Consider the following 22,952-nt stretch of genomic DNA (forward strand, 5'->3'; position numbering starts at 1 on the left):
CGCGAAGGCGGTGTGTCAGTCAACGTAGCTGTGGCTGAACCAACGCCTTCGCGAGCAAGCCCGCTCCCACATTGTTTTGTCGTGTCTGTCAGACTGTCTTGGCCATCCGGCTCGCCAGCAGCGCCCAGCCAAACAGCCCCAGGCATAGGATGATCAACGGCCACGAGCGCCATTGCAGGTACGGCGTGAGGTTGTGCATCGGCACCACTTCGCCGTACAGAATGCCGCGCTCGAATTGCGGGATCTGTGCAGTGATCTGCCCGAACGGGTTGATCAGTCCGGTCACGCCATTGTTGGTGGCGCGGATCATCCAGCGACCCGCCTCCAGCGCGCGCATCTGCGCCATCTGCAGATGCTGCAGTGGGCCGATGGAGCGGCCAAACCAGGTGTCATTGCTGATGGTCAGCAGCAAGTCGCTCTGGGCCGACAGGCCGGCGGCAAATTCCGGGTACACCACTTCGTAGCACACGAACGGCGCGATCTGATAGCCCTTGGCTTGCAGCATCGCCTGGTCGGCGGGGCCGCGGGCGAAGTCCGACATCGGCAGGTCGAAGAAGGCGATCAGCCCGCGCAGCATGTCCTGCAGCGGTACATACTCGCCGAAGGGCACCAGCTTCTGCTTCAGGTAGGTGCCGTCGCCTTCACCCACCACGGTGACGCCATTGAAATAGCGCTTCTGGTGGTGCACTTCCTGGCGGATCGGAACACCGGTGATCAGTGCGGTGTGCCGGTCGGCGGCGAACTTGCCCATCATCCCCAGGTAGCCCTCGACGGATTCCTTGAGTACCGGCACGGCGGTTTCCGGCCACACCAGCAAGTCCACGGGCTTGGAGCTGAAGCTCATGTCGCGGTACAGCGCGAGCTGCGCATTGAGCTGCTCGGGGTCCCACTTCATGCTTTGTTCGACGTTGCCCTGGATGGCGGCCACGCTCAGTGGTGCGCCGGAAGGCGCAGTCCAGGCGTGATGCTTGAGGGCCAGGCCGATAGCCCAAGGGGCGACCAGCAAGACCAGGCCCGCGCCGATAAAGGTATTGCGCTTGCTCGCCAGCAGGCGTGGCAGGTTGCACAACAGGGCCGCCGTCAGTGCCAGGGCAAAGGAGATCAGCCAGATCCCGCCGACAGGGGCGAGGCCTGTCAGCGGGCCGTCGAGTTGGCTATACCCGGAATACAGCCACGGGAAGCCGGTGAGGAACCAGCCGCGAAAGGCTTCCTGGCCGACCCACAGTGCGGCAAACGTCAGGGCATCGGCCAGTGGCGCTTCATTGCGACGCAGCCAGCGCGCCCACAACCAGGCGGGCAAGGCGAAGAACCAGGCGATGGCGGCAGTGAACAGCAGCATCAGGAAGCCTGCCAGCATCACCGAGGCACCACCGAAGTGGTGGATGCTGTAGTAGATCCAGCTGGTGCCGGCGCCAAACAGGCCGAAACCGAAACACCAGCCACGGCCCAAGGCCTGGCGTGGTGTCAGCTCCCGCAGACCGATATAGAACAGTCCGACCGCCAGTAGCGCAAACGGCCACAGATCGAACGGCGCCAGCGCCAGGGTGGTGATGGCACCGGCCGCCACGGCCAGCAGGTTACCGGGCCAGCCGGGTGCGATCATACGGCGCATGTCAGTCCTTAACGGGCAATAGGTGTCAGGCGAATCAAGTGAATCCGGCGGCTGTCGGCATTCAGGATGCGGAAGCGGTAGGCGCCGATCTCGGTGGTCTCGTTACGCTTGGGCAAGTGGCCAAACGCACTCATCACCAGGCCGCCGACGGTGTCGAACTCATCGTCGGAGAATTCGCTGTCGAAGAACTCGTTGAAGTTCTCGATCGGCGTCAGCGCCTTGACCAGGAAATCACCGCTGGGCAGCGGCTTGATGTAGCTGTCTTCTTCGACGTCGTGCTCGTCTTCGATGTCGCCGACGATTTGTTCCAGCACGTCTTCGATGGTCACCAGGCCCGCTACACCGCCGTATTCGTCGATCACAATGGCCATGTGATTGTGGTTGGCGCGGAACTCGCGCAACAGCACATTCAGGCGCTTGGATTCGGGCACGAAGGTGGCAGGACGCAGCAGGTCCTTGATGTTGAAGTTGTCGCCGTTCTCCTTGAGGATCAGCGGCAACAGGTCCTTGGCCAGCAGGACACCCATGACGTCGTCATGGCTTTCACCGATCACCGGGTAGCGCGAGTGCGCCGAGTCGATCACGGCCGGGAGGAATTCCCGAGGGGTCTGGGTCGCCTTGATGCTGATCATCTGCGAGCGCGGGACCATGATGTCCCGAACCTGCAGGTCAGCCACCTGGATGGCGCCTTCGACGATGGCCAGCGCTTCGCTGTCCAGCAACTTGTTCTGATGGGCCTCGCGCAGCAGCTCCAGCAGCTCCTGGCGGTTTTTCGGCTCGTGGGCAAAAGCCTGGGTCAGTTTACCCAGCCATGACTTCTGCCCGTTGCTCGATCGGTCTTCGCTCATAGCGATTACTCTAAATCCTTTGATGTTTCAGTTGAGTGTTGATCAGTTTTCGTCGTCTGCATACGGATCGCGGTGACCCAATTCTGCAAGCAACGTTCGTTCCAGTGCTTCCATTTCTTCGGCTTCGTCATCGTCTATATGGTCGTAACCCAAGAGATGCAAGCAGCCGTGGATGACTAGATGGGCCCAATGGGCTTCAAGTTCCTTGCCTTGCTCCTTTGCCTCGCGCTCGACCACTTCGACGCAGATCACCAGGTCGCCCAGCAGCGGGATATCCAGCAATTCGTCGGGGACGTCGGCGGGAAAGGACAGCACGTTGGTCGCGTAATCCTTCTGGCGCCAGGTGTGGTTCAGTTCGCGGCCTTCGGGCTCGTCCACCAGGCGGATGGTCAGCTCCGAATCGGCGGTGCGCTGGCGCAGGGCCAGGGTGCACCATTGACGGAACTGTTCTTCGCTGGGGGCGGGCGCTTCGGTGGCCAGTTGCAGGTCAAGCTCAAGCATCGCGGCGGCTGTCCTTGGCGGGTGCGTCATCGCGATGATCGAAGCGCTCGTAGGCTTCGACAATGCGCTGCACCAGCGGGTGACGGACCACGTCCTTGGGCATGAAGTGCGTGAAGCTGATACCCGGCACGTCCTTGAGCACCTCGATCACCTGGGCCAGGCCGGACTTGGTGCCCTTGGGCAGGTCGACCTGGGTGACGTCGCCGGTGATCACGGCGGTGGAGCCGAAACCGATGCGGGTGAGGAACATCTTCATCTGCTCGACCGTGGTGTTCTGGCTTTCGTCGAGGATGATGAAGCTGTTGTTCAGCGTACGACCACGCATGTAGGCCAGCGGGGCGATCTCGATCACTTGGCGTTCGATCAGCTTGGCCACGTATTCAAAGCCGAGCATCTCGTACAGCGCGTCGTAGAGCGGGCGCAGGTACGGGTCGATCTTCTGGGCCAGGTCGCCGGGCAGGAAGCCAAGCTTTTCGCCGGCCTCGACCGCCGGTCGCACCAGCAGGATGCGGCGCACTTGTTCACGCTCCAGGGCGTCAACGGCGCAGGCTACCGCCAGGTAGGTCTTGCCGGTACCGGCCGGGCCGATGCCGAAGTTGATGTCGTTGCCGAGGATTTCCTTGACGTAGCGCTGCTGATTCAAGCCGCGCGGGCGAATCATGCCTTTTTTGGTGCGCAGGGCCACGCTGGCTTCGGCCACAGGGTTGTTGGCCAGGTCTTCCACGGCCGATTCCTGCAGGTACAGGTGCACCGTTTCCGGCGACAGCTCACTGCCCTTGGTTTCACGGTAGAGACGGCGCAGCAGGTTTTCTGCGGACGTGGTGTGCTGGGGTTCACCAATGAGCTCGAACTGATTGCCGCGGTTGCGGATCTCGATGCTCAGGCGTTGTTCGATCAGGCGCAGGTGCTCGTCGAACTGTCCGCACAGATTGGCGAAACGGCGAGCCTCAAACGGCTCGAGGAGAAAACGATGGGGTTCTGCTATGGGTGCGTTCAAGGTTGCTTTTAGCCGCCCTTTGGCTGTTTAGGTGAAATAGAGGATAACGCCAGCCGCCGGTGTGCGAAAGCACTTATGTAGGCGGGGTCCACTCTCAGGAACCAAGGCGATCCCTGTGAGGGCTGGCTTGCCGGCGAAGGGGCGGCACCTCCAAAAGAGCTGCCGCCTGTTTCACCGCTATCGCAGGCAAGCCAGCGCCCACAGTTGAGCTTCGTGTGTCCTGAAGTCAGTTGATCAACGAGCCGCGCAACGAGTGCGGTTGCGCCGCATCGATGTGCACATCGGCAAACTGGCCGATCAGCGTGGGATTATCGCAGCGGAAGTTGACGATTCGGTTGTTCTCGGTACGGCCCTGCAATTCGCCCGGGTCTTTTTTCGAGTAGTCGGTGACCAGGATGCGCTGGGTTGAGCCGACCATTTGTCGGCTGATCTCGAAACCCTGCTGGTTCAAGCGATGTTGCAGGGCATTCAGGCGCTCTTTTTTCAGCTCTTCCGGGGTTTCGTCCAGCAGGTCCGCCGCTGGGGTGCCCGGGCGCTGGCTGTAGACGAACGAGTAGGAGAAGTCGAAACCGACGTCTTCGATCAGCTTCATCGTCTGCTGGAAGTCTTTTTCGGTTTCGCCGGGGAAGCCGACGATAAAGTCCGAGCTGATGCAGATACCCGGCACCGCCGCGCGCAGCTTGCGCAGTTTGGATTTGTATTCCAGCGCGGTGTGGTTGCGCTTCATCGCCGAGAGGATGCGGTCCGAGCCTGATTGCACCGGCAAGTGCAGGTGTTTGACCAGTTCCGGCACTTCGGCGTGAGCCTGGATCAGGCTGTCGGAGAACTCCAGCGGGTGCGAGGTGGTGTAGCGAATACGCTCGATGCCGTCGACGGCGGCGACCACCCGGATCAGCTCCGCCAGGTCGGCCAGGCGCCCGTCGTGGGTCAGGCCGCGATAGCCGTTGACGTTCTGGCCCAGCAAGGTCACTTCGCGCACGCCGTTTTCGGCGAGGTGGATGATTTCCGACATCACGTCGTCAAACGGCCGGCTGACTTCTTCACCCCGGGTGTAGGGCACCACGCAGAAGGTGCAGTACTTGCTGCAGCCTTCCATCACCGACACGTAGGCACTCGGCCCGTCGATACGCGGCTCGGGCAAGTGGTCGAATTTTTCGATTTCCGGGAATGAGACATCGACCTGCGGCAGCTTGGTGAAGCGTGCGGCGTCGATCATTTCCGGCAGGCGGTGCAAGGTTTGTGGGCCGAACACCACGTCCACATAGGGGGCGCGGTCGCGGATCGCCGCACCTTCCTGGCTCGCCACGCAACCGCCGACGGCGATCACCATGTCCGGGTTGGCCAGTTTCAATTCGCGCCAGCGGCCGAGCTGCGAGTACACCCGATCCTGGGCTCGCTCGCGGATCGAGCAGGTATTGAGCAGGATCACGTCGGCATCTTCGGCGCGGGCGGTGACTTCCAGGGCCTGGTGTTCACCCAGCAGATCGACCATGCGCGAGCTGTCGTACTCGTTCATCTGGCAACCGTGGGTTTCGATATAGAGCTTCTTGGCCATGGGGATCGTCAACTGGTGGTAAAGAACCGCGCATTATAGGGGGCATGCCCATTGGTTCCTAGCGTTGTGCATCGGGTGCCATGCTATAGTTCGCGCCCTCTTTTATATCCCCGATGTGTTATTCGCCCACCATGACCAAACGTGAAGCTCCAATCTATAAGGTGATTTTCCTTAACCAGGGCCAGGTGTTCGAAATGTACGCCAAGCAGATCTATCAAAGTGATCTGTGGGGCTTCCTGGAAGTGGAAGAGTTCGTCTTTGGCGAGCGCACCCAGTTGGTCGTCGACCCGGGCGAGGAAAAACTCAAGGCGCAGTTTGAAGGCGTGGTGCGCAGTTTTGTGCCGATGCATTCGATTGTGCGCATCGATGAAGTCGAGCGCCTGGGCACGCCGAAAATCAGCGAAGCCCGGGGCTTGAGCAATGTCATGCCGTTTCCGGTGCCGATGCCTGAGAAGTAAGGCTTAAGACCGCGCCGACCCCTTTGCGAGCAAGCCCGCTCCCACATTCGACCGAGTTCCACCTTTGGAACGCAGTCGAATGTGGGAGCGGGCTTGCTCGCGAAGGCGGCAGTAAAGGCGCTACAAAACTCAGGGCAGCGGCGAGAATGGCGAGCTGCCATCTGCGCTCTGCAGTTCCTGCAGGTAGTTGCGGAAAATCTGGCCCAGCACCTGGGTCGCGGTTTCCAATTCTTTGCGCTGCATGTGTTCGGCGACTTCGTCGGCAGTGTCCAGCGCGTCTTCGGCGCCGTTGACCGCCGCCATCTTCAGCACGATATACGCCTGAACGTTATTGGCCGGCACACCCTCACCTTTGAAGAACATGGTGCCGAGCTGGAATTGCGCCTGCGCGTGGCCCTGCAACGAGGCTTTCTCGAAGTAACTCAAGGCTTTGTTGAGGTCGCGGGCGGGGTTCTTGCTGTCGTGGTAGTACTCGCCCAACTCGTATTGCGCCTGCGCATCCCCACCGTCGGCCTGTTTCTGGCACGCGCTCAGGGCTTCGGCCTGGCTGTCTGGCTGGGTATTGAGGGTGCAACGACCCATCGCTGGGATTAACAACGAGTTGCCGCCTGCTTGTGCATGTGCCAGCAGCGGCTGAAGGAGCAACAGGCAGCCCAGAACCAGGGTGCGGCCGGTGCGTTTCATGGGAATCGACTTACCTCTGACGGGGCGCGCGGATCCTCGGGGGATCCAATAAGCGCGCATTATGAAATAAGCAGGCCTCTGCTTACAAAGTCTTTACTCGTTTTTCTGCTGGTTGGGCAAGTTATCTGCCGGATTGCAGGTGGTTTCTCGAAAAAACTCGGAAATCTCTGTAAACAAAGTAGCAAATCAGACACCGCTGGGGCGGCGCCTGATTTTTTCCGTCGTTTATTTCAAGGCCGCGAAGGCGCGCTCGGCGGCATCGAGGGTCAGTTTCAGCTCGGCGTCGCCATGGGCGATCGAGGTGAAGCCGGCTTCGAAGGCGCTCGGTGCCAGGTACACGCCGCCTTCGAGCATCAGGTGGAAGAAGCGCTTGAACAGATCGGCATCGCTGCCCATCACGTCATCAAAGGTGACGATGTCATCGGCGCCGCTGAAGTACAGGCCAAACATGCCGCCCGCCTGGGTCGTCACAAACGGAATGCCGGCGGCATCGGCGCGCTGTTGCAGGCCGTCGAGCAGGCGGGTGGTGTAGTCGGTCAGCTCGGCGTGGAAGCCCGGACGGCTGATCAGGCGCAGGGTGGTCAGGCCGGCAGCCATCGCCAGCGGGTTACCCGACAAGGTGCCTGCCTGGTACACCGGGCCCAGCGGCGCGATGTGCTGCATGATTTCGCGCTTGCCGCCGAAGCAGCCGACCGGCATGCCGCCGCCGATGATCTTGCCGAAGGTGCTCAGGTCCGGCGTGACGCCGTAGTGCGCCTGTGCGCCGCCGAGTGCAACGCGAAAACCCGTCATCACCTCGTCGAAAATCAGCACCACGCCGTGCTTGTCGCACTGCTCGCGCAGGCCTTCGAGAAAGCCCGGCGCCGGTGGTACGCAGTTCATGTTGCCGGCCACCGGCTCGACGATGATGCACGCCACGTCTTGCCCGACTTCATCGAGCATCTGCTCGACGGCCGCGATGTCGTTGAACGGCAGGGTCAGGGTGTGTTTGGCAAACGCCGCAGGCACGCCGGCCGAGCTGGGTACGCCCTGTGTCAGCGCGCCCGAACCGGCTTTGACCAGCAGGCTGTCGGAGTGGCCGTGGTAGCAGCCTTCAAACTTGATGATGCTGTCGCGACCGGTGAAACCACGGGCCAGGCGAATCGCGCTCATGGTGGCTTCGGTGCCCGAGCTGACCATCCGCACCATCTCCATCGACGGCACGATCGAGCACACCAGGTCAGCCATCTCGGTTTCCATGGCGGTCGGCGCGCCGTAGGAGAGGCCGTGTTCCAGCTGCTTGCGCACCGCGTCGAGTACGTCCGGGTGGCTGTGGCCGAGGATCATCGGGCCCCAGGAGCCGACGTAGTCGACGTAGCGCTTGTCATCTTCGTCAGTGACGTACGCGCCTTCGGCATGCTTGAAGAACAGTGGCGTGCCGCCCACGCTCTTGAACGCACGCACGGGGGAGTTCACACCGCCGGGGATGTGTTTCTGGGCATTGGCAAACAGGGTTTCGGAACGGGACATGATCGGGCTCTCTAAACTGAATATTTAAGAAGATCGTTGAAGGCGCGGGCGCGACGCGTCACTTCCTGGGTGCTGTCCGCACCGAACAGGCCGTGCACCACGGCCAGCAGGTCAGCGCCATGCGCCACCAGCGGTTCGGCGTTCTCCAGGGTGATGCCGCCGATCACGCAGATCGGCAGCTGCAGGCGCGCGCGGGCCTGGGCCAGCATGGTGACGGTGGCGGCAGAAGCGCCCGGCTTGGTGTTGGACGTGAAGAAGCGGCCGAAGGCGACATAGCTGGCGCCTTCCTTGGCGGCCTGCTCGGCCAGCTCGATCTGGCTGTGGCAGGTCGCGCCGATGATCGCCTTGGAGCCCAGCAACGCGCGGGCCGGGGTCAGCGGGCCGTCGGTCTGGCCCAGGTGCACGCCGACGCCCAGGCGCGCGGCCAGCTCGGCGTCGTCGTTGATGATCAGTTGGGTCTTGTAGCGCGAGCACAGTTCGCGCAGCTTCTCGGCCTCACGCAGGCGCCGGGCTTCGTCGCTGCTTTTGTCGCGGTACTGCAGCAGGGTCACGCCACCGTCCAGCGCCGCTTCGACATAGGCGAGGAACTTGCCAGCCAACAGTTGGCTGTCGGTAATGGCATACAGGCCACGTAGTTTCATCGGGCAGGCCCCTTCGAGCAAAAAAAGTTACGAGCAGAAATCCAGCGGCAACCGACGCGGTACGAACTGGCCCTGACCGAGTTGTTCGGCGTCACGCAGGGTGCGCCAAGTGTAGTTGAGGGCCGATTGCACCGCGCTGACCAACCCTTCGCCCTGGGCAATCCGGCCGGCCAGGGCACTGGCAAGCGTGCAGCCCGAACCGTGATAGCTGCCGGGCAAGCGCTGGCAGGTGAAGGTCTGGCGCGTGCCGTCACGGCTGTACAGGCGGTTGTGCACTTCATGCTCGTCGCCATGCCCGCCGGTGATCAGCAGGTGCTTGATGTACGGCAGCAGCTTTTCGGCGCATTCGTCTGCCGTGCCCTCGGGCAGTTCGGCGAGGATGCGCGCTTCGGGCAGGTTCGGCGTGGCGATCAGCGACAGCGGCAACAGCCGCTCGCGCATGGCATAGCCGACTTCATCCTTGCCCAGGCTGCCACCGCCGCCGGCGCGCAGCACCGGGTCGCAGACGACCGGCAGGTGCGGGTGCGCCTGCAGCAGTTCGACCACGGTGTCGACCATCGCGGTGGACCCGAGCATGCCCAGCTTGACCGCTGCCACTTCGGAGTCGCCGAGCACGGCATTGGCCTGGGCCAGCACCCACTCGCGGTCAAGCACGCGGAAATCGCTGACGTTGACGGTGTTCTGCACGGTCAGGGCGGTAACGGCCGGAGCCGCATGGCAGCCCTGGGCGAGCAGGGCTTCGATATCTGCCTGCAAGCCGGCGCCACCACTGGGATCATGGCCGGAGAGACAGAGGACAACGGGGCGAGAGCTGTAGATATTCATGGTGCGCGAGCTTACCACCAAACGCTTTTTGCGTGGCTGTCGGGTGAGGGTTGAATGTTGCCGTGGTTGTGACGCTTTTTTGGCGCTTTTTCACTCGAGAAAACCCGCTGAAACCCGCGTCCTAGAGCCTTTCAAAAAATTATTTCAATGGTGTCCAATGGCCTTTAGCGGCTATGCTAAAGTGGATCCAAACAACTTAATGTACCGCCGGTGTACGTCTTCTCAAAAGGAATGGGGGGCTTTTGACATAACCGGACACGCCACACTGGGGCTCTATGCGCTATTTGCTGATTTTATTGTTGTGCGGGCTGCCAATGCTCGCCAGCGCCATCGAGTTCAACCAGGACACGCGAAGCCTACCGCTGGGCCGAGTCATGCAAGTGCTCGAAGACCCCACCGATGCGCTGACCATCGCCGACGTCAGTTCACCCGCCTACGCCGCCCAATTCAAGCCCCATGACAAAGCCACCCTCAACGCCGGCTATTCGCGCTCGGTGTTGTGGCTCAAGGTCGACCTGCATTACCTGGCCAAGGACCCGCGCGCGCCGCGCACCTGGTTTTTGGAGTTGGCCTACCCACCGCTGAATCACCTGGACCTGTACCAGAACGACGGTACCGGCACCTACCGGCTGACCTCCCGCACGGGCAGCGCATTGCCGTTTTCCAGCCGTGAAGTACGCCAGAGCAACTACCTGTTCAAGCTCAACTTTGTGCCCGATCAACGGCAGACGGTCTACCTGCGCCTACAAAGCGAAGGCTCGATCCAGGCGCCCTTGACGCTGTGGGCCGGCACCGCTTATCTGGAACAACAACCCCTGCGCCTGTCTGTGCTCGGGGTGATCTACGGCGTGCTGCTTGGGATGCTGGTCTACAACCTGTTCATCTACCTGAGCGTGCGCGACACCAGCTACCTCTATTACATCCTTTATATCGCCTCGTTCGGCCTCTACCAGCTGTCGGTCAATGGCGTGGCGGTGGAGTACTTCTGGCCGAACAACCCGTGGTGGGCGAACGCAGCGGTGCCGTTCCTGATCGGCTCGGCGGCGCTGTTCGGCAGCCTGTTCGCCCGCAGTTTCCTGCACACCGCGCAGCACAGCCGCTGGCTCAACCGCATCCTGCTGGGGCTGGCGGCGTGCGGCGCGGTCGTCATGGCGCTGGCGCTGCTGACCAGCTATGCGGTGGCCTTGCGCCTGGCCACCGGCCTGGCGCTGGTGTTTACCGTGACCATCTTCGTCGCCGCCATCAAGGCCTGGTATTGCGGCCAGCGCATGGCGCGGTATTTCATCATCGCCTGGTCGGCGTTCCTGCTCGGTGGGGTGATCAATACCCTGATGGTGCTGGGCTACCTGCCGAATATGTTTCTCACCATGTACGCCAGCCAGATCGGTTCGGCTATCGAAGTGGCGCTGTTGTCCCTGGCGTTGGCCGACCGCATCAATTCCATGCGCGAGCAGCAGGCGCAGATCCTGTTCGATGCCAGCCAGAAGCTTGAAGTGCTCAACCAGCAGTTGGCCCGCAGCAACCGGCTCAAGGATGAATTCCTTGCGACCCTGACCCATGAATTGCGCACGCCGATGAACGGCGTGATCGGCTCCCTCGAACTGATGCAAACCGTGCCGCTGGACGACGACCTGGCGCAGTACCAGCAAACCGCCGCCGGTTCGGCGCGGGACATGATGCGCATGGTCAACGGCATTCTGACGCTGACCGAGTTGCAAGCCGGACGCCTGACTCCCCAGCCCAAGGTCTTCAGCCTGCGCGGCGCGCTCGACGGGTTGCGCCAGCAATTCAATGCCAGCGCCCAGAGCAAAGGCCTGGCGTTTTCCATCGACGTGGCGGACGAGTTGCCGGACCGCGTGATGGGCGACGCCGACAAACTCCTGCAGTGCCTGGATTGCCTGCTGGACAACGCTTTCAAGTTTACCCATGAGGGCTCGGTGCGCCTGCGAGTGGTGGGCGTGCCGCAGAGTGACGGTGGCGTGCGCTTGAGTTTTATCGTCACCGACACCGGTATCGGCTTCGCCTTCCTCGACGAAGCCACGCTGTACCAGCGTTTCTTCCAGCTTGATGGCTCGACCACCCGCGAATACGGTGGCCTGGGGATTGGCCTGGCGATTTGCCGGCAGTTGATCGAACTGCTGGGCGGGCGCCTCACCCATCACTCCGAGCCGGGCAAGGGCAGTCGCTTCCAGTTGGAGATGCAGGTCAGCCTGGTGGCGCCGGAGCCAAAGCGGACACCCGATCGGCAGCGTGGCCCGCAGGAGTGCGCGGTGCTGCTGGTGGATGACAACAGCGTGGGCCAGCTGGCTGTGCGCGGCATGTTGCTCAAGCTCGGTTACCGGGTAAAAACCGTGGACAGCGGGCCATCCGCGTTGGCGAGCCTGCAGGCCGAGACATTCGACGCAGTATTGCTGGATATACCTGAAGGCGGTTTCTCGTTGTGTTGTCAGATTCGTGCACTGCCTGGCTGCGCTGAGTTGCCGGTGATTGCCTTGAGTACGTCGCTGAATGTGTCCGAGCGCGAACATTGCCATGGCATCGGCGTCTCCGAGCGCCTGGCCAAGCCCGTGCGTTTCGACGCTTTGCAGGCGGTGTTGGAGCGTCGATTGTTGGGGCGAGTAGAGGGCGAAAGCGCCGGACATTCGGCGGGTATGCCACTTTTTTAAGCCCGGTGTCGATGCTTAACTGAAATTCAGGCCTCAAATCGACGTGGCCTTTTTTCCAGGAGGCCCGTCATGAACCTGCACTCGTTCGCCGAAACCCACGACGTCACCAACCAGCCGCCATCCCTGGATGGCACCAACCTCTACCGCATCGACCTGCCCCTGCAAGAGTGGTCGCGCCGCTTCGGTGCCGGCTGGGCCGAGACGCGCATCGATGCCTACGGGGAGCTGGCCGGCGGGCCGTTGATGGCGGCCGGATTCCTGGCGAACCAGAACAAACCGGTGTTCAACAGCCATGACCGTTATGGGCATCGCATCGACCTGGTGGAGTTTCATCCGGCCTACCACGAACTGATGCGCACCGCCGTCGAACACGGCCTGCCGTCGCTGCCGTGGGCCCATCCGCAGTCCGGCGCGCATGTCGCCCGCGCGGCCATGACCTACCTGCACAGCCAGGCCGAAGCCGGCACCGGCTGTCCGTTGACCATGACCTTTGCCTGCGTGCCGGCCCTGCGCCTGCAGCCGGATCTTGCGCAGACCTGGTTGCCGAAAGTCCTCAGCACCGAATACGACCCGCGCAACGTCGGCATCGCCCACAAGGGCGGTGCCACCATCGGCATGGCCATGACCGAGAAACAAGGCGGCACCGACGTGCGCGCCAACACCACCCGCGCCTATCCGGTAGGCGCCGGTGGCCCGGGACAGGCCTACGAGCTGGTGGGGCACAAGTGGTTCTGCTCGGCGCCGATGTGCGATGCGTTCCTGACCCTGGCGCAGACTGACAAGGGCCTGACCTGTTTCCTACTGCCTCGGCACCGCCCGGATGACACGCGCAACGAGTTCTATATCCAGCGCCTGAAAAACAAACTCGGGAATTGCTCCAACGCCTCCAGCGAAGTCGAGTTTCGCGGCGCCCTGGCCTGGATGATCGGCGAAGAGGGCCGTGGCGTACCGACCATCATCGAGATGGTCGCCATGACCCGCTTCGACTGCATGGTCGGCTCCAGTGCCCTGATGCGCCAGGCGTTGACCCAGGCCAGCCATCATTGTGCTCATCGCTCCGTGGGCGGGCGTGTGCTCAGCGAGCAACCGCTGATGCAAAACGTGCTGGCCGACCTGGCCCTGGAAAGCGAAGCCTCGCTGGCCTTGAGCATGCGCATGGGCCGGGCGCTGGATCATCTGGATAATGAGCAGGAAGCCAAGTTCGCCCGGCTGGTGACGGCGGTGGGCAAGTATTGGATCTGCAAGCGTGCGCCGGCGATGATCAACGAAGCCGCCGAGTGCATGGGCGGTGCCGGCTATGTGGAGGACAGCATCCTGCCGCGCCTGTACCGTGAGGCGCCGGTGAATTCCACGTGGGAAGGTTCCGGCAACGTGCAATGCCTGGACGTGCTGCGCGCCCTGTCCAAAGAGCCGGGCGTGCTCGAGGCGCTGTTCGTCGAATTGGGCGACGGGCACGGCGACAGGCAACTGGCGCGGCATATCGAGCAACTGAAGTCGGCGTTCATGGACACCCAGGACATCCAGTACCGCGCGCGGCAACTGACCGAGGACATTGCCGTGGCGCTGCAGGCCAAGCTGCTGCTGGAGGCCGGGAATGCGGCGGTCAGCGATGGGTTCATTGCGAGCCGGCTGGGTGAATCGTCCGGCCGCGTGTATGGCACCTTGCCGCGGGGTGTCGATGTGGAGGTCATCGTCGCGCGCTCAACCCCGCAAACCTGATCACCGTCCCGTGTAGGCGCCGGCTCGCCGGCGATAGCGGCCTTGAGACATGTATTGAATTCAAAGGCCTTATCGCCGGCAAGCCGGCTCCTGCAAGGTAATGTGTTTCCAAATCGGTGTTTCGGTGTGGCCGGGATACAGGCAAGATAAAGGCCTGCACGTCAGAACACAGGATGCTTACCGTGACCGAAGCTTTTGTTGTCGTTCAAACCGCTGAAGAAGCCGTGGATCGGCTGGCGGCTCTGCATGAGCGTGCTACCGGCGCCCTCAACCAAGCCCTCAAGCAATACCTCAAAGACCGCGTCGAACCCGACGCCGAACAACGCGCGCTGTTTCGCTATCCGGAACTGCGCTTGACCTACCACTGCCACGGCGAAGTCCCACAGACCACCCGGGCGTATGCCAAAGTCCAGTTGCCGGGTACCTACAGCGTTACCGTCACCCATCCGGCGGCGTTCCGTAAGTACCTGCTGGAGCAACTGGTGCCGCTGATGCATGACTTCACCGTGACGGTGGAAGTCGGCGTCAGCCAACAGAACATCCCGTACCCTTACGTGGTGGAGCAGGGCGACGAACTGGCCGGCTCCGGCGTAACGGCCGCGACCCTCGCCCGTGTGTTCCCCAGCACCGACCTGTCGGCGGCCACCGATGGCATCGCCGATGGCCTGTACGACTGGGAAAACACCGACCCGCTGCCCCTGGCGTTGTTCGACGCGGCGCGCGTGGACTTTTCCCTGCGCCGCCTGGTGCACTACACCGGCAGTGACTGGCGCCATGTGCAGCCGTGGATCCTGCTGACCAACTACCATCGCTATGTCGACCAGTTCATCTTGCATGGCCTGGAGCAACTGCGCAGCGACCCGCGTTTCATCCGCATGGTGCTGCCGGGCAACGTGGTGATCGACAAGAGCATGGACCACGGTGAAGCATCGGCGATTGCCGCCGGCGTGGTGTGGCATCGCTATCAGATGCCGGCCTATCATCTGCAGGCCACTGATGGCCACGGCGTGACCCTGGTGAATATCGGCGTCGGCCCGTCCAACGCCAAGAACATCACCGACCACCTGGCCGTGCTGCGCCCGCATTGCTGGCTGATGATCGGTCACTGCGGCGGCCTGCGCCAATCGCAGACCATCGGTGACTATGTATTGGCCCACGCCTATATGCGTCGCGATGGGATTCTCGACCGCGTGGTTCCGCCGAACATCCCAATCCCGGCCCTGGCCGAAGTGCAGCTGGCCTTGCAGCAAGCGGCTGCCAATGTCACCGGCGAAAAAGGCGAAGAGCTGAAAAAACGCCTGCGTACCGGCACCGTGCTGACCTACGACGACCGCAACTGGGAACTGCGTTGGGCCCAGGAGCGCCCGTTGATCAACCTGTCCCGCGCAGTGGCCGTGGACATGGAAAGCGGCACCATCGCCGCCCAGGGTTATCGCTTGCGCGTACCGTACGGCACCTTGTTGTGTGTGTCGGACAAACCGCTGCACAGTGAAATCAAGCTGCCGGGTTCGGCCAACGCGTTCTATGAACGTGCGGTCAGCCAGCACTTGAAGATCGGCATCGAGGCGGTCGACCTGTTGCGCACCGAACTCAACTCGCTGCACTCGCGCAAACTGCGCAGCTTCGACGAGCCGCCGTTTCGCTAAGCGGTTGGGATGGTCATTTGGCGGTCAGGCCACTAGCATTGTCGGTCCTGACCGTTAGATGTTCCTTTTGCCATGTCCCGTCCTGCCCGTCCCGATTCGCGCCGCCCCGGCGTGAAACCCCCGTATGCCGCTGCGCGTCGAGTCGCCAAGGCGCCACCGGCGGAGCCGAAGTTGATCCTGTTCAACAAGCCTTTTGATGTGCTGACCCAGTTCAGCGACGAAGGCGGGCGGGCGACCCTCAAGGATTTTATCGATATCCCCGGCATCTACCCGGCCGGCCGCCTGGACCGTGACAGCGAAGGCCTGTTGCTGCTGACCAACGACGGCCAGTTGCAGGCACGCATCGCCGACCCCAAGCACAAGCTGGCGAAGACCTATTGGGTGCAAGTCGAAGGCGAGCCGACCGAGGAGCATCTGCAACGCCTGCGCAATGGCGTGGAACTCAACGACGGCATGACCCTGCCCGCCGAAGCCCGGCGGCTGGATGAGCCTGAGTTATGGCCGCGCAACCCGCCGGTACGCTTTCGCAAAAACATACCGACTTACTGGCTGGAACTGGTGATTCGAGAAGGGCGTAACCGTCAGGTTCGGCGCATGACCGCCGCAGTCGGGTTGCCGACCTTGCGCCTGGTGCGCGTGCGAATTGGCGATTGGTCGATCGATGGCCTGGATCAAGGCCAGTGGAAGGAAGTGCCGGCGCGCTTATAAGGCGCCGGACTCGATCAGGCCGATCACCACGCTTTTGATGATGAACGCAGCCACGCCCAGGCCGAGCACGAAGAACAGGATGAACGAGCCAAAGCGCCCGGCCTTGGACTTCTTTGCCAGGTCCCAGACGATAAAGCCCATGAAAATGATCAGGATGGTGACCAGGCCAGTCATCATCCATTCTTCAAACAGGGCGGGATCGATGTTGTTCATGGGCTCTTCCGACGGGGCAGGCGGCAAGTATAAGGCAGCGTCTTCAACACAACATTGATTTGGATCGAGGTACGGTCCAAATGTGGGAGCGGGCTTGCTCGCGAAAGCGCAGTGTCAGTCAGCGCGTGTATTGACTGAATCAGCGCTTTCGCGAGCAAGCCCGCTCCCACAGGGGATTTTTAGTGTTGTTGAAATCAGGTACGCAAATGAGTCAGCGGCAATTCGGTGCTGTTGAGCACCTGGTTCAGCACGAAGCTGGAGCGCACGCTGGTCACGCCTTCGATGCGGGTCAGGTGACCCAGCAGTAGCTTCTGGTAGTGATCCATGTCCGGCACCACCACTTTCAGTTGATAGTCGGCGTCCATCCCGGTCACCAGGCTGCATTCCAGCACTTGGGGCAGGGTGCGGATGGCCGCTTCGAAATTCTCGAAACGCTCCGGGGTGTGGCGGTCCATGCCGATCAGCACATAGGCGGTCAGGCTCAGGCCGAGCATCTTGCGGTCGAGCAGGGCGACCTGGCGTGCAATGTAGCCGTCGTCCTCCAATTGCTTGACCCGGCGTGAGCAGGGCGAAGGCGACAGGCCGATACGCTCGGCCAACTCCTGGTTGGAGATCCTCGCGTCGCGCTGCAATTCCGCCAAAATACTCAGGTCGTATCGGTCAAGCTTGCTCATTGGGTTGGCCTTTGTCGTAACTATTGCGGTGAATTATCCATGAAGGGTTAAAAATTGCGCAAGCACTGTTTATTGACGCAATCTTCGCAATCATCTGTCGGACGTTGGCGGGTATCGTTATCAACAGAATCACCGCCTGGACAACAGTCCACAGCAGCTCGCCCAATCAGGCCCGCTGCGGCCGCCACCCCAGCAGGGTTGAGTTGGCCTCCAGGCTGCACACTGTCCACAAGACGGCGTGAGGTGAGCCAACGTCAAAAGCGTTGAGCCAGGACGAAGTTCTCAAGGGGTGGCCGACGGGTCACCCCTTTTCTTTTGCCTTGAGAAAATTGTTCTCGTGACTGATAACCTGTCTCAGAACCGGGCGCGGCTTTTCCAGTCTTATCTATGAGGCCGGACGTTCTAGGCCCTTATCCGCAGTGAGGAATAGCATGAAGCGCATCTGGCGTATGGCAGGTGTAGGTTTGCTGATGGTGACCATCGGCACGCAAGTGATGGCAGACGACCCGCGCCCTGAAGGCGGCGGTCAGCATGAACGAGGGCCGGAAGGTGGTCGGCAAGGTAACGAACAGCCGCGACCGCAAAACAACCAGCCTCGCCCGCAGAACAATCAACCACGGCCGGAAAACACTCAGCCGCGTCCGCAGAACCAGCACTTCGAGAACAACCAGCCGCGTCCCCAGAATCCGCATTTTGATCGCGCCGAGCAGCAGCCGCACGGTGGCGGGCAATGGCAGGGTCGCCCGCAAGGGGCTGAACAGCCTCGGCCGGCGCCGCAGCCGGCGAATAACCTGCCGATCCAGGGGCGTCCGGATACCGTGCGCCAGACCCAGGAACCGCGCCAGGGCAACTACCAAGACATCCCACGTCGCAATGATGGCAACCAGCACTGGCAGGCCGGCAATGGTCCGGGCCCACGTCCGGGCGGTGGCTTCAACAACGGTCACCCGAATGACAACCGCTGGCCGGGTCGTCCCGACGGGCATGGCAATGGTTGGGGGTCCGGACCGCAATATCGTCCCGGTTATACCGTCGACCGTTTTCCCGACCGCAATTACCGCGTGCCGTACCGTGGCCAGGATTACTTCTTCTCCGGCGGCTACTGGTATCGCCCGCAAGGCCCGCGCTACGTAGTGGTAACGCCGCCGTATGGGATTCGCGTGCGCTACCTGCCGGACTACGCGCGCGAAGTGTGGGTGGGCAGCGCGTTGTTTTTCCTCGCGGCCGGTGCCTACTACACCTACGAAAGCACCTCCCAGGAATACGTGGTGGTGCAACCGCCGACCGCAGTGCCTGGGCCACAGCCGGCGCCGCAAGGCAACGGGTATGACGTGGTGGCCTACCCCGCGAATGGCCAGTCACCGGCCCAAGTGCAGCAGGACGGTTATGACTGTTATCGCTGGGCGGTGCAGCAAAGCGGCTTCGACCCGCAGGCCGTCACCTACGCGCCCGACCCGGCGGTGGTGCAAACCTACCGCCAGGCACAGGGCAACTGCCTGAGCAGTCGCGGGTATCAAGTGCAGTATTGATAAGCTGCAAGCGGCAAGCGGCAAGCTTCAAGTCGCAATCTTCACGCTTCACGCTTGAAGCTTGAGGCTTGAGGCTTGAGGCTTACAGCTTATAGCTTATAGCTGGCTTCTTGGGGTTGATCTGCGGGGTCCGCGTGTACCAGTACTTCGGCACGCGGGTAGGCTTGGTGAATGGCATCGGCGGCCTGGTCGCTGATGCCGTGGGCGACTGACAGGGTCAAATCCCCCGGCAGTTCCAGGTGCAGTTGCACGAACCAGTGGCTGCCGGAAATCCGCGTGCGCAAATCATGCGCACCCAGCACGCCGGGCACGCCGCGCGCCAGTTCCAGCATATGCTGGCTGACCTCCGGCGGCAGCTCCTCGTCCATCAATACCGCGAAGCTTTCCCGGGCGATCTGGATCGCACTCCACAAGATGTAGGCGGCAATGCCCAGGCCGAACCAGGCGTCGACCTGATGAAAACCCATGCCCGCCAACACCAGTGCCACCAGGATGCTGCCGTTGAGCATCAGGTCCGAACGGTAATGCAGAGAATCCGCGCGTACCGCGTTGGAGCCGGTTTCGCGCACCACCCGGTGTTGCAGCATCAGCAAGGCCACGGTCAGCACCAGGGAAAACACAATCACACCAATGCTCAGCCACGGCGCGCCCACTGGTTCCGGGTGTTGCAGGCGCTCGTAGGCCTGGAACGCGATCAGCACCGCACTGCCGCCGATAAACAGCGCCTGGGCCATGCCCGACAGCGATTCCGCCTTGCCATGACCATAACGGTGATCGTCATCGGCCGGGCGCAGGGCGTAATGCACGGCCAGCAGGTTCAGCAGCGAGGTCACGCCGTCGAGCAGTGAGTCGGTCAACCCGGCGAGCATGCTCACCGAGCCACTGAGCCACCAGGCGATGGCCTTGGTGATAATCAGCGCACAGGCCACGCCCACCGAGGCGCGGGTGGCCAGGCGCAGGAGCCGCGCGTGTTCGGGGCTGGTGGTCATGGGCAGTCCTTAGGCAGCGGGTTGCAGGCCCAGGGACGCGAGCTGTTGCACGCTGCCCTTGAACTGGATCATGCGCGGGTCATCCAGCGGCAGGCTGCGGCCGGTTTCCTTCTGGATGATGCTTTGCAGCTTGGCGTTGTCGACCTTGCCGTCGGCGCCGATGGCCTCGTGGAGTTTTTCCGGGGCGACCTGGGCAGTCTTGCCCGGTTCGAAGTAGATCGCGCCAGTGGCGAAGTCCACGCCGAACGCGATCAGGCCAGGGATCACATAGAACAGCAGGCCCACGGCGTCGAGCACGGCAATCGCCGGGTCGATCTTGCCGTCGATCTGGCCGCGGCGGTCGGGGTAGAAAATCGAGCCGCAGGCCGTCAACTGGCTCAGCAGGGTGACGGCGAGGACACCGCCAATGACACGGGAAGCGATACGCATGAAGACTCTCCTGAACACGGTTGATACGAAACTATAAGCCAGCGCCCACCTTTGAGCGCATCCACCGCGAAAGGGCGGGGTGCTTGTGAGACCAGCACCGGCATCCGGCAGTTCGCCGTTATACTCGCCGCTCTGCTTTGGAGCCAGTATGAATTCGTTGCCGATCGATGATGTTTTACCCGCCCTGCGTGACGCCTTGGCGAATCGCCATGAAGCCGTGCTGGAAGCACCGCCCGGCGCCGGTAAAACCACCCGTGTGCCCTTGGCCTTGTTGAACGAGCCCTGGCTGGCCGGGCAGACCATCCTGATGCTCGAACCGAGGCGCCTGGCGGCGCGTGCTGCCGCCGAACGGCTGGCCAGTGAGCTGGGCGAAAAGGTCGGCGACACCGTCGGCTATCGCATCCGTCTCGACAGCAAAGTCGGCCCCAATACACGGATTGAAGTGGTCACCGAAGGCATCCTCACCCGTCGCCTGCAGGATGACCCGGCACTCGACGGCGTGGGTTTGCTGATCTTCGACGAATTCCACGAACGCAGCCTCGACGCCGACCTGGCGCTGGCCCTGAGCCTGAACGGGCGCGAGCTGTTTCGCGATGAGCAGCCGCTGAAAATCCTGCTGATGTCCGCGACCCTCGAAGGCGAGCGCCTGGCCAGCCTGCTGGACGACGCGCCGATCCTGCGCAGCGAGGGACGTATGTTCCCGGTGCAGACGCGCTGGGGCCGGCCGTACCAGTCGGGTGAATTCATCGAGCCGCGTGTGGTGAACACCCTCCTCGAGGCCCTGCACGACGAGTCCGGCAGTGTGCTGGTGTTTTTGCCGGGGCAGGCGGAGATTCGCCGGGTCCATCAACAACTGGCTGACGCCCTGGGCGACCGCAGCGATGTGCTGCTGTGCCCGCTGCATGGCGAGCTGGACCTCAACGCCCAGCGCGCCGCCATCGACCCGGCTCCGCCCGGCAAACGCAAAGTGGTACTCGCCACCAACATCGCCGAGACCAGCCTGACTATCAATGGCGTACGTGTGGTGATCGACGCCGGCTTGGCGCGCGTGCCGCGTTTTGACCCTGGCAGCGGCATGACCCGCCTCGATACCCAACGCATCTCCCGCGCCAGTGCCACCCAGCGCGCCGGCCGGGCAGGGCGCCTGGAGCCGGGGGTGTGTTATCGCTTATGGTCTGAGGATCAGCATGAAGGCCTGGCCGCGTATGGCAGTGCGGAAATCCTCGCCGCCGATCTCGCCGGCCTGGCGCTGCAACTGGCGCGTTGGGGTGTCACGCCCACGCAACTGGTGTGGCTCGATGTGCCGCCGACCGCCGCCTATGCCCAGGCCCAGGATTTGCTGCAGCGCCTGGGGGCGTTGAATGACGACACGCTGACCGCGCATGGCCAGAAAATGGCCGAGCTGCCGGCCCATCCGCGTATCGCCCATCTGCTGTTGCGCGGCCAGGATCTGGGCCTCGCGGCGACCGCGTGTGAGGTCGCCGCGCTCTTGGGGGAGCGCGATATTTTGCGCGGCGCTGGCGCGGATTTGCACAGTCGCCTGGCGTTGCTGTCCGGCGAAGAACGCGCGCGCGGTACCCAAGGCGGCGTGCAGCGGGCCAAGCAACTGGCGCGGCAATACCGTGGCTATCTGAGAGGCAAGGCCACCCAGCCGGTGGCCGATCCCGACCACCCACGTTGGCTCGGTGCCCTGCTGGCGCTGGCCTACCCGGACCGTGTCGCCCAGCAACGTCGCCCCGGCGGCGCCGAATATCGCCTGGCTAACGGCCGAGCGGCGCTGTTCGCCGAGGCCGACAGCCTGATGAAACAACCCTGGCTGGTGATCGCCGACCTGGGCAGTCGCCAGGGCCAGCGTGAAGAACGTATCTACCTGGCGGCCGATTTTGATCCGTCACTGTTCGACACGGTGCTGGCCGAGCAGGTGCGCGCTGTCGACCAGCTGGATTGGGACGAGCGCGAAGGCGTATTGCGTGCCGAACGCCAGCGCAAAGTCGGCGAACTGGTGCTCAGCCGTGAACCGCTGACCGGCCTGGACGAGTCCGCCCGCAGCCAGGCGCTGGTCAACCTGGTGCGCCGCAAAGGCCTGGAGTTGCTGCCCTGGACGCCTGAACTGCGCCAATGGCAGTCCCGCGTCATGCTGCTGCGCCAGCTGGACGCCGGCAAAGCCAGCGAATGGCCAGATATCAGCGACACCGCCTTGCTCGCCAGCCTCGAACACTGGTTGATGCCCTACCTGGGCAAAGTCTCGCGCCTGAGCCATTTCGCCCACCTGGATATTTCCAGCTTCCTGCATAACCTGTTGCCGTGGCCGCTGCCCCAGCGGCTCGACGAGTTGGCGCCGCAACATGTGGAGGTGCCATCGGGCTCGTCAGTGCGTTTGGACTACAGCGAACAGCCGCCGATTCTGGCGGTGCGCCTGCAGGAGTTGTTCGGCCTGGCCGACACCCCGCGCATTGCCGGCGGGCGCCAAGTGGTGAAGCTGCACCTGCTGTCCCCGGCACGGCGGCCGGTGCAGGTGACCCAGGATCTGGCGAACTTCTGGCGCAGTACCTACGCCGAAGTGAAGAAGGATCTGAAGGGCCGTTACCCCAAGCACTATTGGCCGGATGACCCGCTGGTGGCGGAGGCGACCGCCAGGATCAAGCCGAGAAAGTAGCGACCACCGGGATCAAATGTGGGAGCCGGCTTGCCTGCGACTGCGGTGCAGCCGACACACCGCGTCGTCTGCATCGCCGCCAAGCCGGGCTCC

At 62.7% G+C, this 22,952-nt stretch carries 20 protein-coding genes; 7 read left to right on the top strand and 13 right to left on the bottom strand.

Features of this window, described 5'->3' with window-relative positions:
• Nucleotides 1-88: 88 nt before the first annotated feature.
• The 5 genes from lnt to miaB form a co-directional block, all read right to left on the bottom strand.
• Complete coding sequence (gene lnt, locus AC07OJ_RS27395; RefSeq protein ID WP_495095571.1) at nucleotides 89-1,612, bottom strand: apolipoprotein N-acyltransferase; 1,524 nt, start codon at nucleotides 1,610-1,612, stop codon at nucleotides 89-91.
• 8 nt (nucleotides 1,613-1,620) lie between these two features.
• Nucleotides 1,621-2,460, bottom strand: coding sequence for a CorC family transporter (locus tag AC07OJ_RS27400; RefSeq protein WP_015373027.1), 840 nt, complete (start codon nucleotides 2,458-2,460; stop codon nucleotides 1,621-1,623).
• A gap of 42 nt (nucleotides 2,461-2,502) precedes the next feature.
• The gene (gene ybeY / locus AC07OJ_RS27405; protein WP_120450077.1) at nucleotides 2,503-2,961 is read right to left on the bottom strand and encodes an rRNA maturation RNase YbeY; all 459 of its coding nucleotides are present in this window, start codon (nucleotides 2,959-2,961) and stop codon (nucleotides 2,503-2,505) included.
• Nucleotides 2,954-3,958: a PhoH family protein gene (locus AC07OJ_RS27410; RefSeq protein WP_065910097.1), complete on the bottom strand. Its 1,005-nt coding sequence runs from the start codon at nucleotides 3,956-3,958 to the stop codon at nucleotides 2,954-2,956. Before AC07OJ_RS27410 ends, ybeY begins: the two co-directional genes overlap by 8 nt.
• Nucleotides 3,959-4,184: 226 nt before the next feature.
• Nucleotides 4,185-5,513 (bottom strand): tRNA (N6-isopentenyl adenosine(37)-C2)-methylthiotransferase MiaB, encoded by a 1,329-nt coding sequence (miaB, locus tag AC07OJ_RS27415; RefSeq protein ID WP_065910099.1) that lies wholly within the window; start codon nucleotides 5,511-5,513, stop codon nucleotides 4,185-4,187.
• A 131-nt stretch (nucleotides 5,514-5,644) separates the two neighbouring features.
• Between miaB and AC07OJ_RS27420 the strand changes: the two genes are divergently transcribed.
• Nucleotides 5,645-5,971: a DUF1820 family protein gene (locus AC07OJ_RS27420; RefSeq protein ID WP_495095572.1), complete on the top strand. Its 327-nt coding sequence runs from the start codon at nucleotides 5,645-5,647 to the stop codon at nucleotides 5,969-5,971.
• A gap of 129 nt (nucleotides 5,972-6,100) precedes the next feature.
• Here AC07OJ_RS27420 and AC07OJ_RS27425 read toward each other — a convergent pair whose 3' ends face one another.
• The 4 genes from AC07OJ_RS27425 to AC07OJ_RS27440 form a co-directional block, all read right to left on the bottom strand.
• Nucleotides 6,101-6,655, bottom strand: a complete 555-nt coding sequence (locus tag AC07OJ_RS27425; protein WP_495095573.1) for a tetratricopeptide repeat protein — start codon at nucleotides 6,653-6,655, stop codon at nucleotides 6,101-6,103.
• 225 nt (nucleotides 6,656-6,880) lie between these two features.
• Entirely contained in the window at nucleotides 6,881-8,164 is a 1,284-nt protein-coding gene (gene hemL, locus AC07OJ_RS27430) for a glutamate-1-semialdehyde 2,1-aminomutase (protein ID WP_065910103.1), read from the bottom strand.
• Nucleotides 8,165-8,175: 11 nt separating this feature from the next.
• On the bottom strand, nucleotides 8,176-8,805 hold the full coding sequence (gene thiE, locus AC07OJ_RS27435) for a thiamine phosphate synthase (protein WP_120450075.1): 630 nt from the start codon (nucleotides 8,803-8,805) through the stop codon (nucleotides 8,176-8,178).
• A gap of 27 nt (nucleotides 8,806-8,832) precedes the next feature.
• Nucleotides 8,833-9,630, bottom strand: coding sequence for a hydroxymethylpyrimidine/phosphomethylpyrimidine kinase (locus tag AC07OJ_RS27440; RefSeq protein WP_049711392.1), 798 nt, complete (start codon nucleotides 9,628-9,630; stop codon nucleotides 8,833-8,835).
• A gap of 275 nt (nucleotides 9,631-9,905) precedes the next feature.
• Here AC07OJ_RS27440 and AC07OJ_RS27445 point away from each other — a divergent pair, with 275 nt between their 5' ends.
• The 4 genes from AC07OJ_RS27445 (at nucleotide 9,906) to AC07OJ_RS27460 (ending at nucleotide 16,369) form a co-directional block, all read left to right on the top strand.
• Nucleotides 9,906-12,296, top strand: coding sequence for a hybrid sensor histidine kinase/response regulator (locus AC07OJ_RS27445; RefSeq protein WP_495095574.1), 2,391 nt, complete (start codon nucleotides 9,906-9,908; stop codon nucleotides 12,294-12,296).
• Nucleotides 12,297-12,365: 69 nt separating this feature from the next.
• Entirely contained in the window at nucleotides 12,366-14,015 is a 1,650-nt protein-coding gene (locus AC07OJ_RS27450) for an acyl-CoA dehydrogenase family protein (protein ID WP_495095575.1), read from the top strand.
• 173 nt (nucleotides 14,016-14,188) lie between these two features.
• Nucleotides 14,189-15,661, top strand: coding sequence for an AMP nucleosidase (gene amn, locus AC07OJ_RS27455; protein WP_161630243.1), 1,473 nt, complete (start codon nucleotides 14,189-14,191; stop codon nucleotides 15,659-15,661).
• 72 nt (nucleotides 15,662-15,733) lie between these two features.
• A complete protein-coding gene (locus tag AC07OJ_RS27460) occupies nucleotides 15,734-16,369 on the top strand; it encodes a pseudouridine synthase (protein WP_242485932.1) in 636 nt (211 codons plus the stop codon).
• Here the strand turns inward: AC07OJ_RS27460 and AC07OJ_RS27465 are convergent.
• Together AC07OJ_RS27465 and AC07OJ_RS27470 are read right to left on the bottom strand one after the other, a co-directional pair.
• A complete protein-coding gene (locus tag AC07OJ_RS27465; RefSeq protein ID WP_025999909.1) occupies nucleotides 16,364-16,573 on the bottom strand; it encodes a DUF2788 domain-containing protein in 210 nt (69 codons plus the stop codon). The genes AC07OJ_RS27460 and AC07OJ_RS27465 overlap by 6 nt on opposite strands.
• 203 nt (nucleotides 16,574-16,776) lie before the next feature.
• Nucleotides 16,777-17,256, bottom strand: a complete 480-nt coding sequence (locus AC07OJ_RS27470) for an Lrp/AsnC family transcriptional regulator (RefSeq protein ID WP_003194418.1) — start codon at nucleotides 17,254-17,256, stop codon at nucleotides 16,777-16,779.
• A 431-nt stretch (nucleotides 17,257-17,687) separates the two neighbouring features.
• On the opposite strand from AC07OJ_RS27470, the gene AC07OJ_RS27475 reads away from it, so the two are divergent.
• Entirely contained in the window at nucleotides 17,688-18,785 is a 1,098-nt protein-coding gene (locus AC07OJ_RS27475; RefSeq protein ID WP_495095576.1) for a DUF6515 family protein, read from the top strand.
• A gap of 89 nt (nucleotides 18,786-18,874) precedes the next feature.
• Here the strand turns inward: AC07OJ_RS27475 and AC07OJ_RS27480 are convergent, their stop codons facing one another.
• Complete coding sequence (locus AC07OJ_RS27480) at nucleotides 18,875-19,774, bottom strand: cation diffusion facilitator family transporter (protein WP_065910114.1); 900 nt, start codon at nucleotides 19,772-19,774, stop codon at nucleotides 18,875-18,877.
• 9 nt (nucleotides 19,775-19,783) lie between these two features.
• Nucleotides 19,784-20,203 (bottom strand): periplasmic Zn2+ metallochaperone PmcY, encoded by a 420-nt coding sequence (gene pmcY, locus AC07OJ_RS27485; RefSeq protein WP_106802549.1) that lies wholly within the window; start codon nucleotides 20,201-20,203, stop codon nucleotides 19,784-19,786.
• Between the two features lie 148 nt (nucleotides 20,204-20,351).
• Here pmcY and hrpB point away from each other — a divergent pair, with 148 nt between their 5' ends.
• Complete coding sequence (gene hrpB, locus AC07OJ_RS27490; protein ID WP_495095577.1) at nucleotides 20,352-22,859, top strand: ATP-dependent helicase HrpB; 2,508 nt, start codon at nucleotides 20,352-20,354, stop codon at nucleotides 22,857-22,859.
• Nucleotides 22,860-22,952: the final 93 nt, after the last annotated feature.

This window comes from Pseudomonas sp. GW821-FHT09C08 (genome assembly GCF_059418125.1).

Bases quoted from the DNA above. Each gene is read 5' to 3' on its own strand.
- hrpB (WP_495095577.1), top strand. From the start codon at position 20,352: ATGAATTCGTTGCCGATCGATGATGTTTTACCCGCCCTGCGTGACGCC.
- thiE (WP_120450075.1), bottom strand. From the start codon at position 8,805: ATGAAACTACGTGGCCTGTATGCCATTACCGACAGCCAACTGTTGGCT.
- amn (WP_161630243.1), top strand. From the start codon at position 14,189: ATGCTTACCGTGACCGAAGCTTTTGTTGTCGTTCAAACCGCTGAAGAA.
- AC07OJ_RS27475 (WP_495095576.1), top strand. From the start codon at position 17,688: ATGAAGCGCATCTGGCGTATGGCAGGTGTAGGTTTGCTGATGGTGACC.
- pmcY (WP_106802549.1), bottom strand. From the start codon at position 20,203: ATGCGTATCGCTTCCCGTGTCATTGGCGGTGTCCTCGCCGTCACCCTG.
- AC07OJ_RS27420 (WP_495095572.1), top strand. From the start codon at position 5,645: ATGACCAAACGTGAAGCTCCAATCTATAAGGTGATTTTCCTTAACCAG.
- hemL (WP_065910103.1), bottom strand. From the start codon at position 8,164: ATGTCCCGTTCCGAAACCCTGTTTGCCAATGCCCAGAAACACATCCCC.
- AC07OJ_RS27445 (WP_495095574.1), top strand. From the start codon at position 9,906: ATGCGCTATTTGCTGATTTTATTGTTGTGCGGGCTGCCAATGCTCGCC.
- AC07OJ_RS27440 (WP_049711392.1), bottom strand. From the start codon at position 9,630: ATGAATATCTACAGCTCTCGCCCCGTTGTCCTCTGTCTCTCCGGCCAT.
- AC07OJ_RS27470 (WP_003194418.1), bottom strand. From the start codon at position 17,256: ATGAGCAAGCTTGACCGATACGACCTGAGTATTTTGGCGGAATTGCAG.
- AC07OJ_RS27460 (WP_242485932.1), top strand. From the start codon at position 15,734: ATGTCCCGTCCTGCCCGTCCCGATTCGCGCCGCCCCGGCGTGAAACCC.
- AC07OJ_RS27400 (WP_015373027.1), bottom strand. From the start codon at position 2,460: ATGAGCGAAGACCGATCGAGCAACGGGCAGAAGTCATGGCTGGGTAAA.
- ybeY (WP_120450077.1), bottom strand. From the start codon at position 2,961: ATGCTTGAGCTTGACCTGCAACTGGCCACCGAAGCGCCCGCCCCCAGC.
- lnt (WP_495095571.1), bottom strand. From the start codon at position 1,612: ATGCGCCGTATGATCGCACCCGGCTGGCCCGGTAACCTGCTGGCCGTG.
- AC07OJ_RS27425 (WP_495095573.1), bottom strand. From the start codon at position 6,655: ATGAAACGCACCGGCCGCACCCTGGTTCTGGGCTGCCTGTTGCTCCTT.
- AC07OJ_RS27450 (WP_495095575.1), top strand. From the start codon at position 12,366: ATGAACCTGCACTCGTTCGCCGAAACCCACGACGTCACCAACCAGCCG.
- miaB (WP_065910099.1), bottom strand. From the start codon at position 5,513: ATGGCCAAGAAGCTCTATATCGAAACCCACGGTTGCCAGATGAACGAG.
- AC07OJ_RS27480 (WP_065910114.1), bottom strand. From the start codon at position 19,774: ATGACCACCAGCCCCGAACACGCGCGGCTCCTGCGCCTGGCCACCCGC.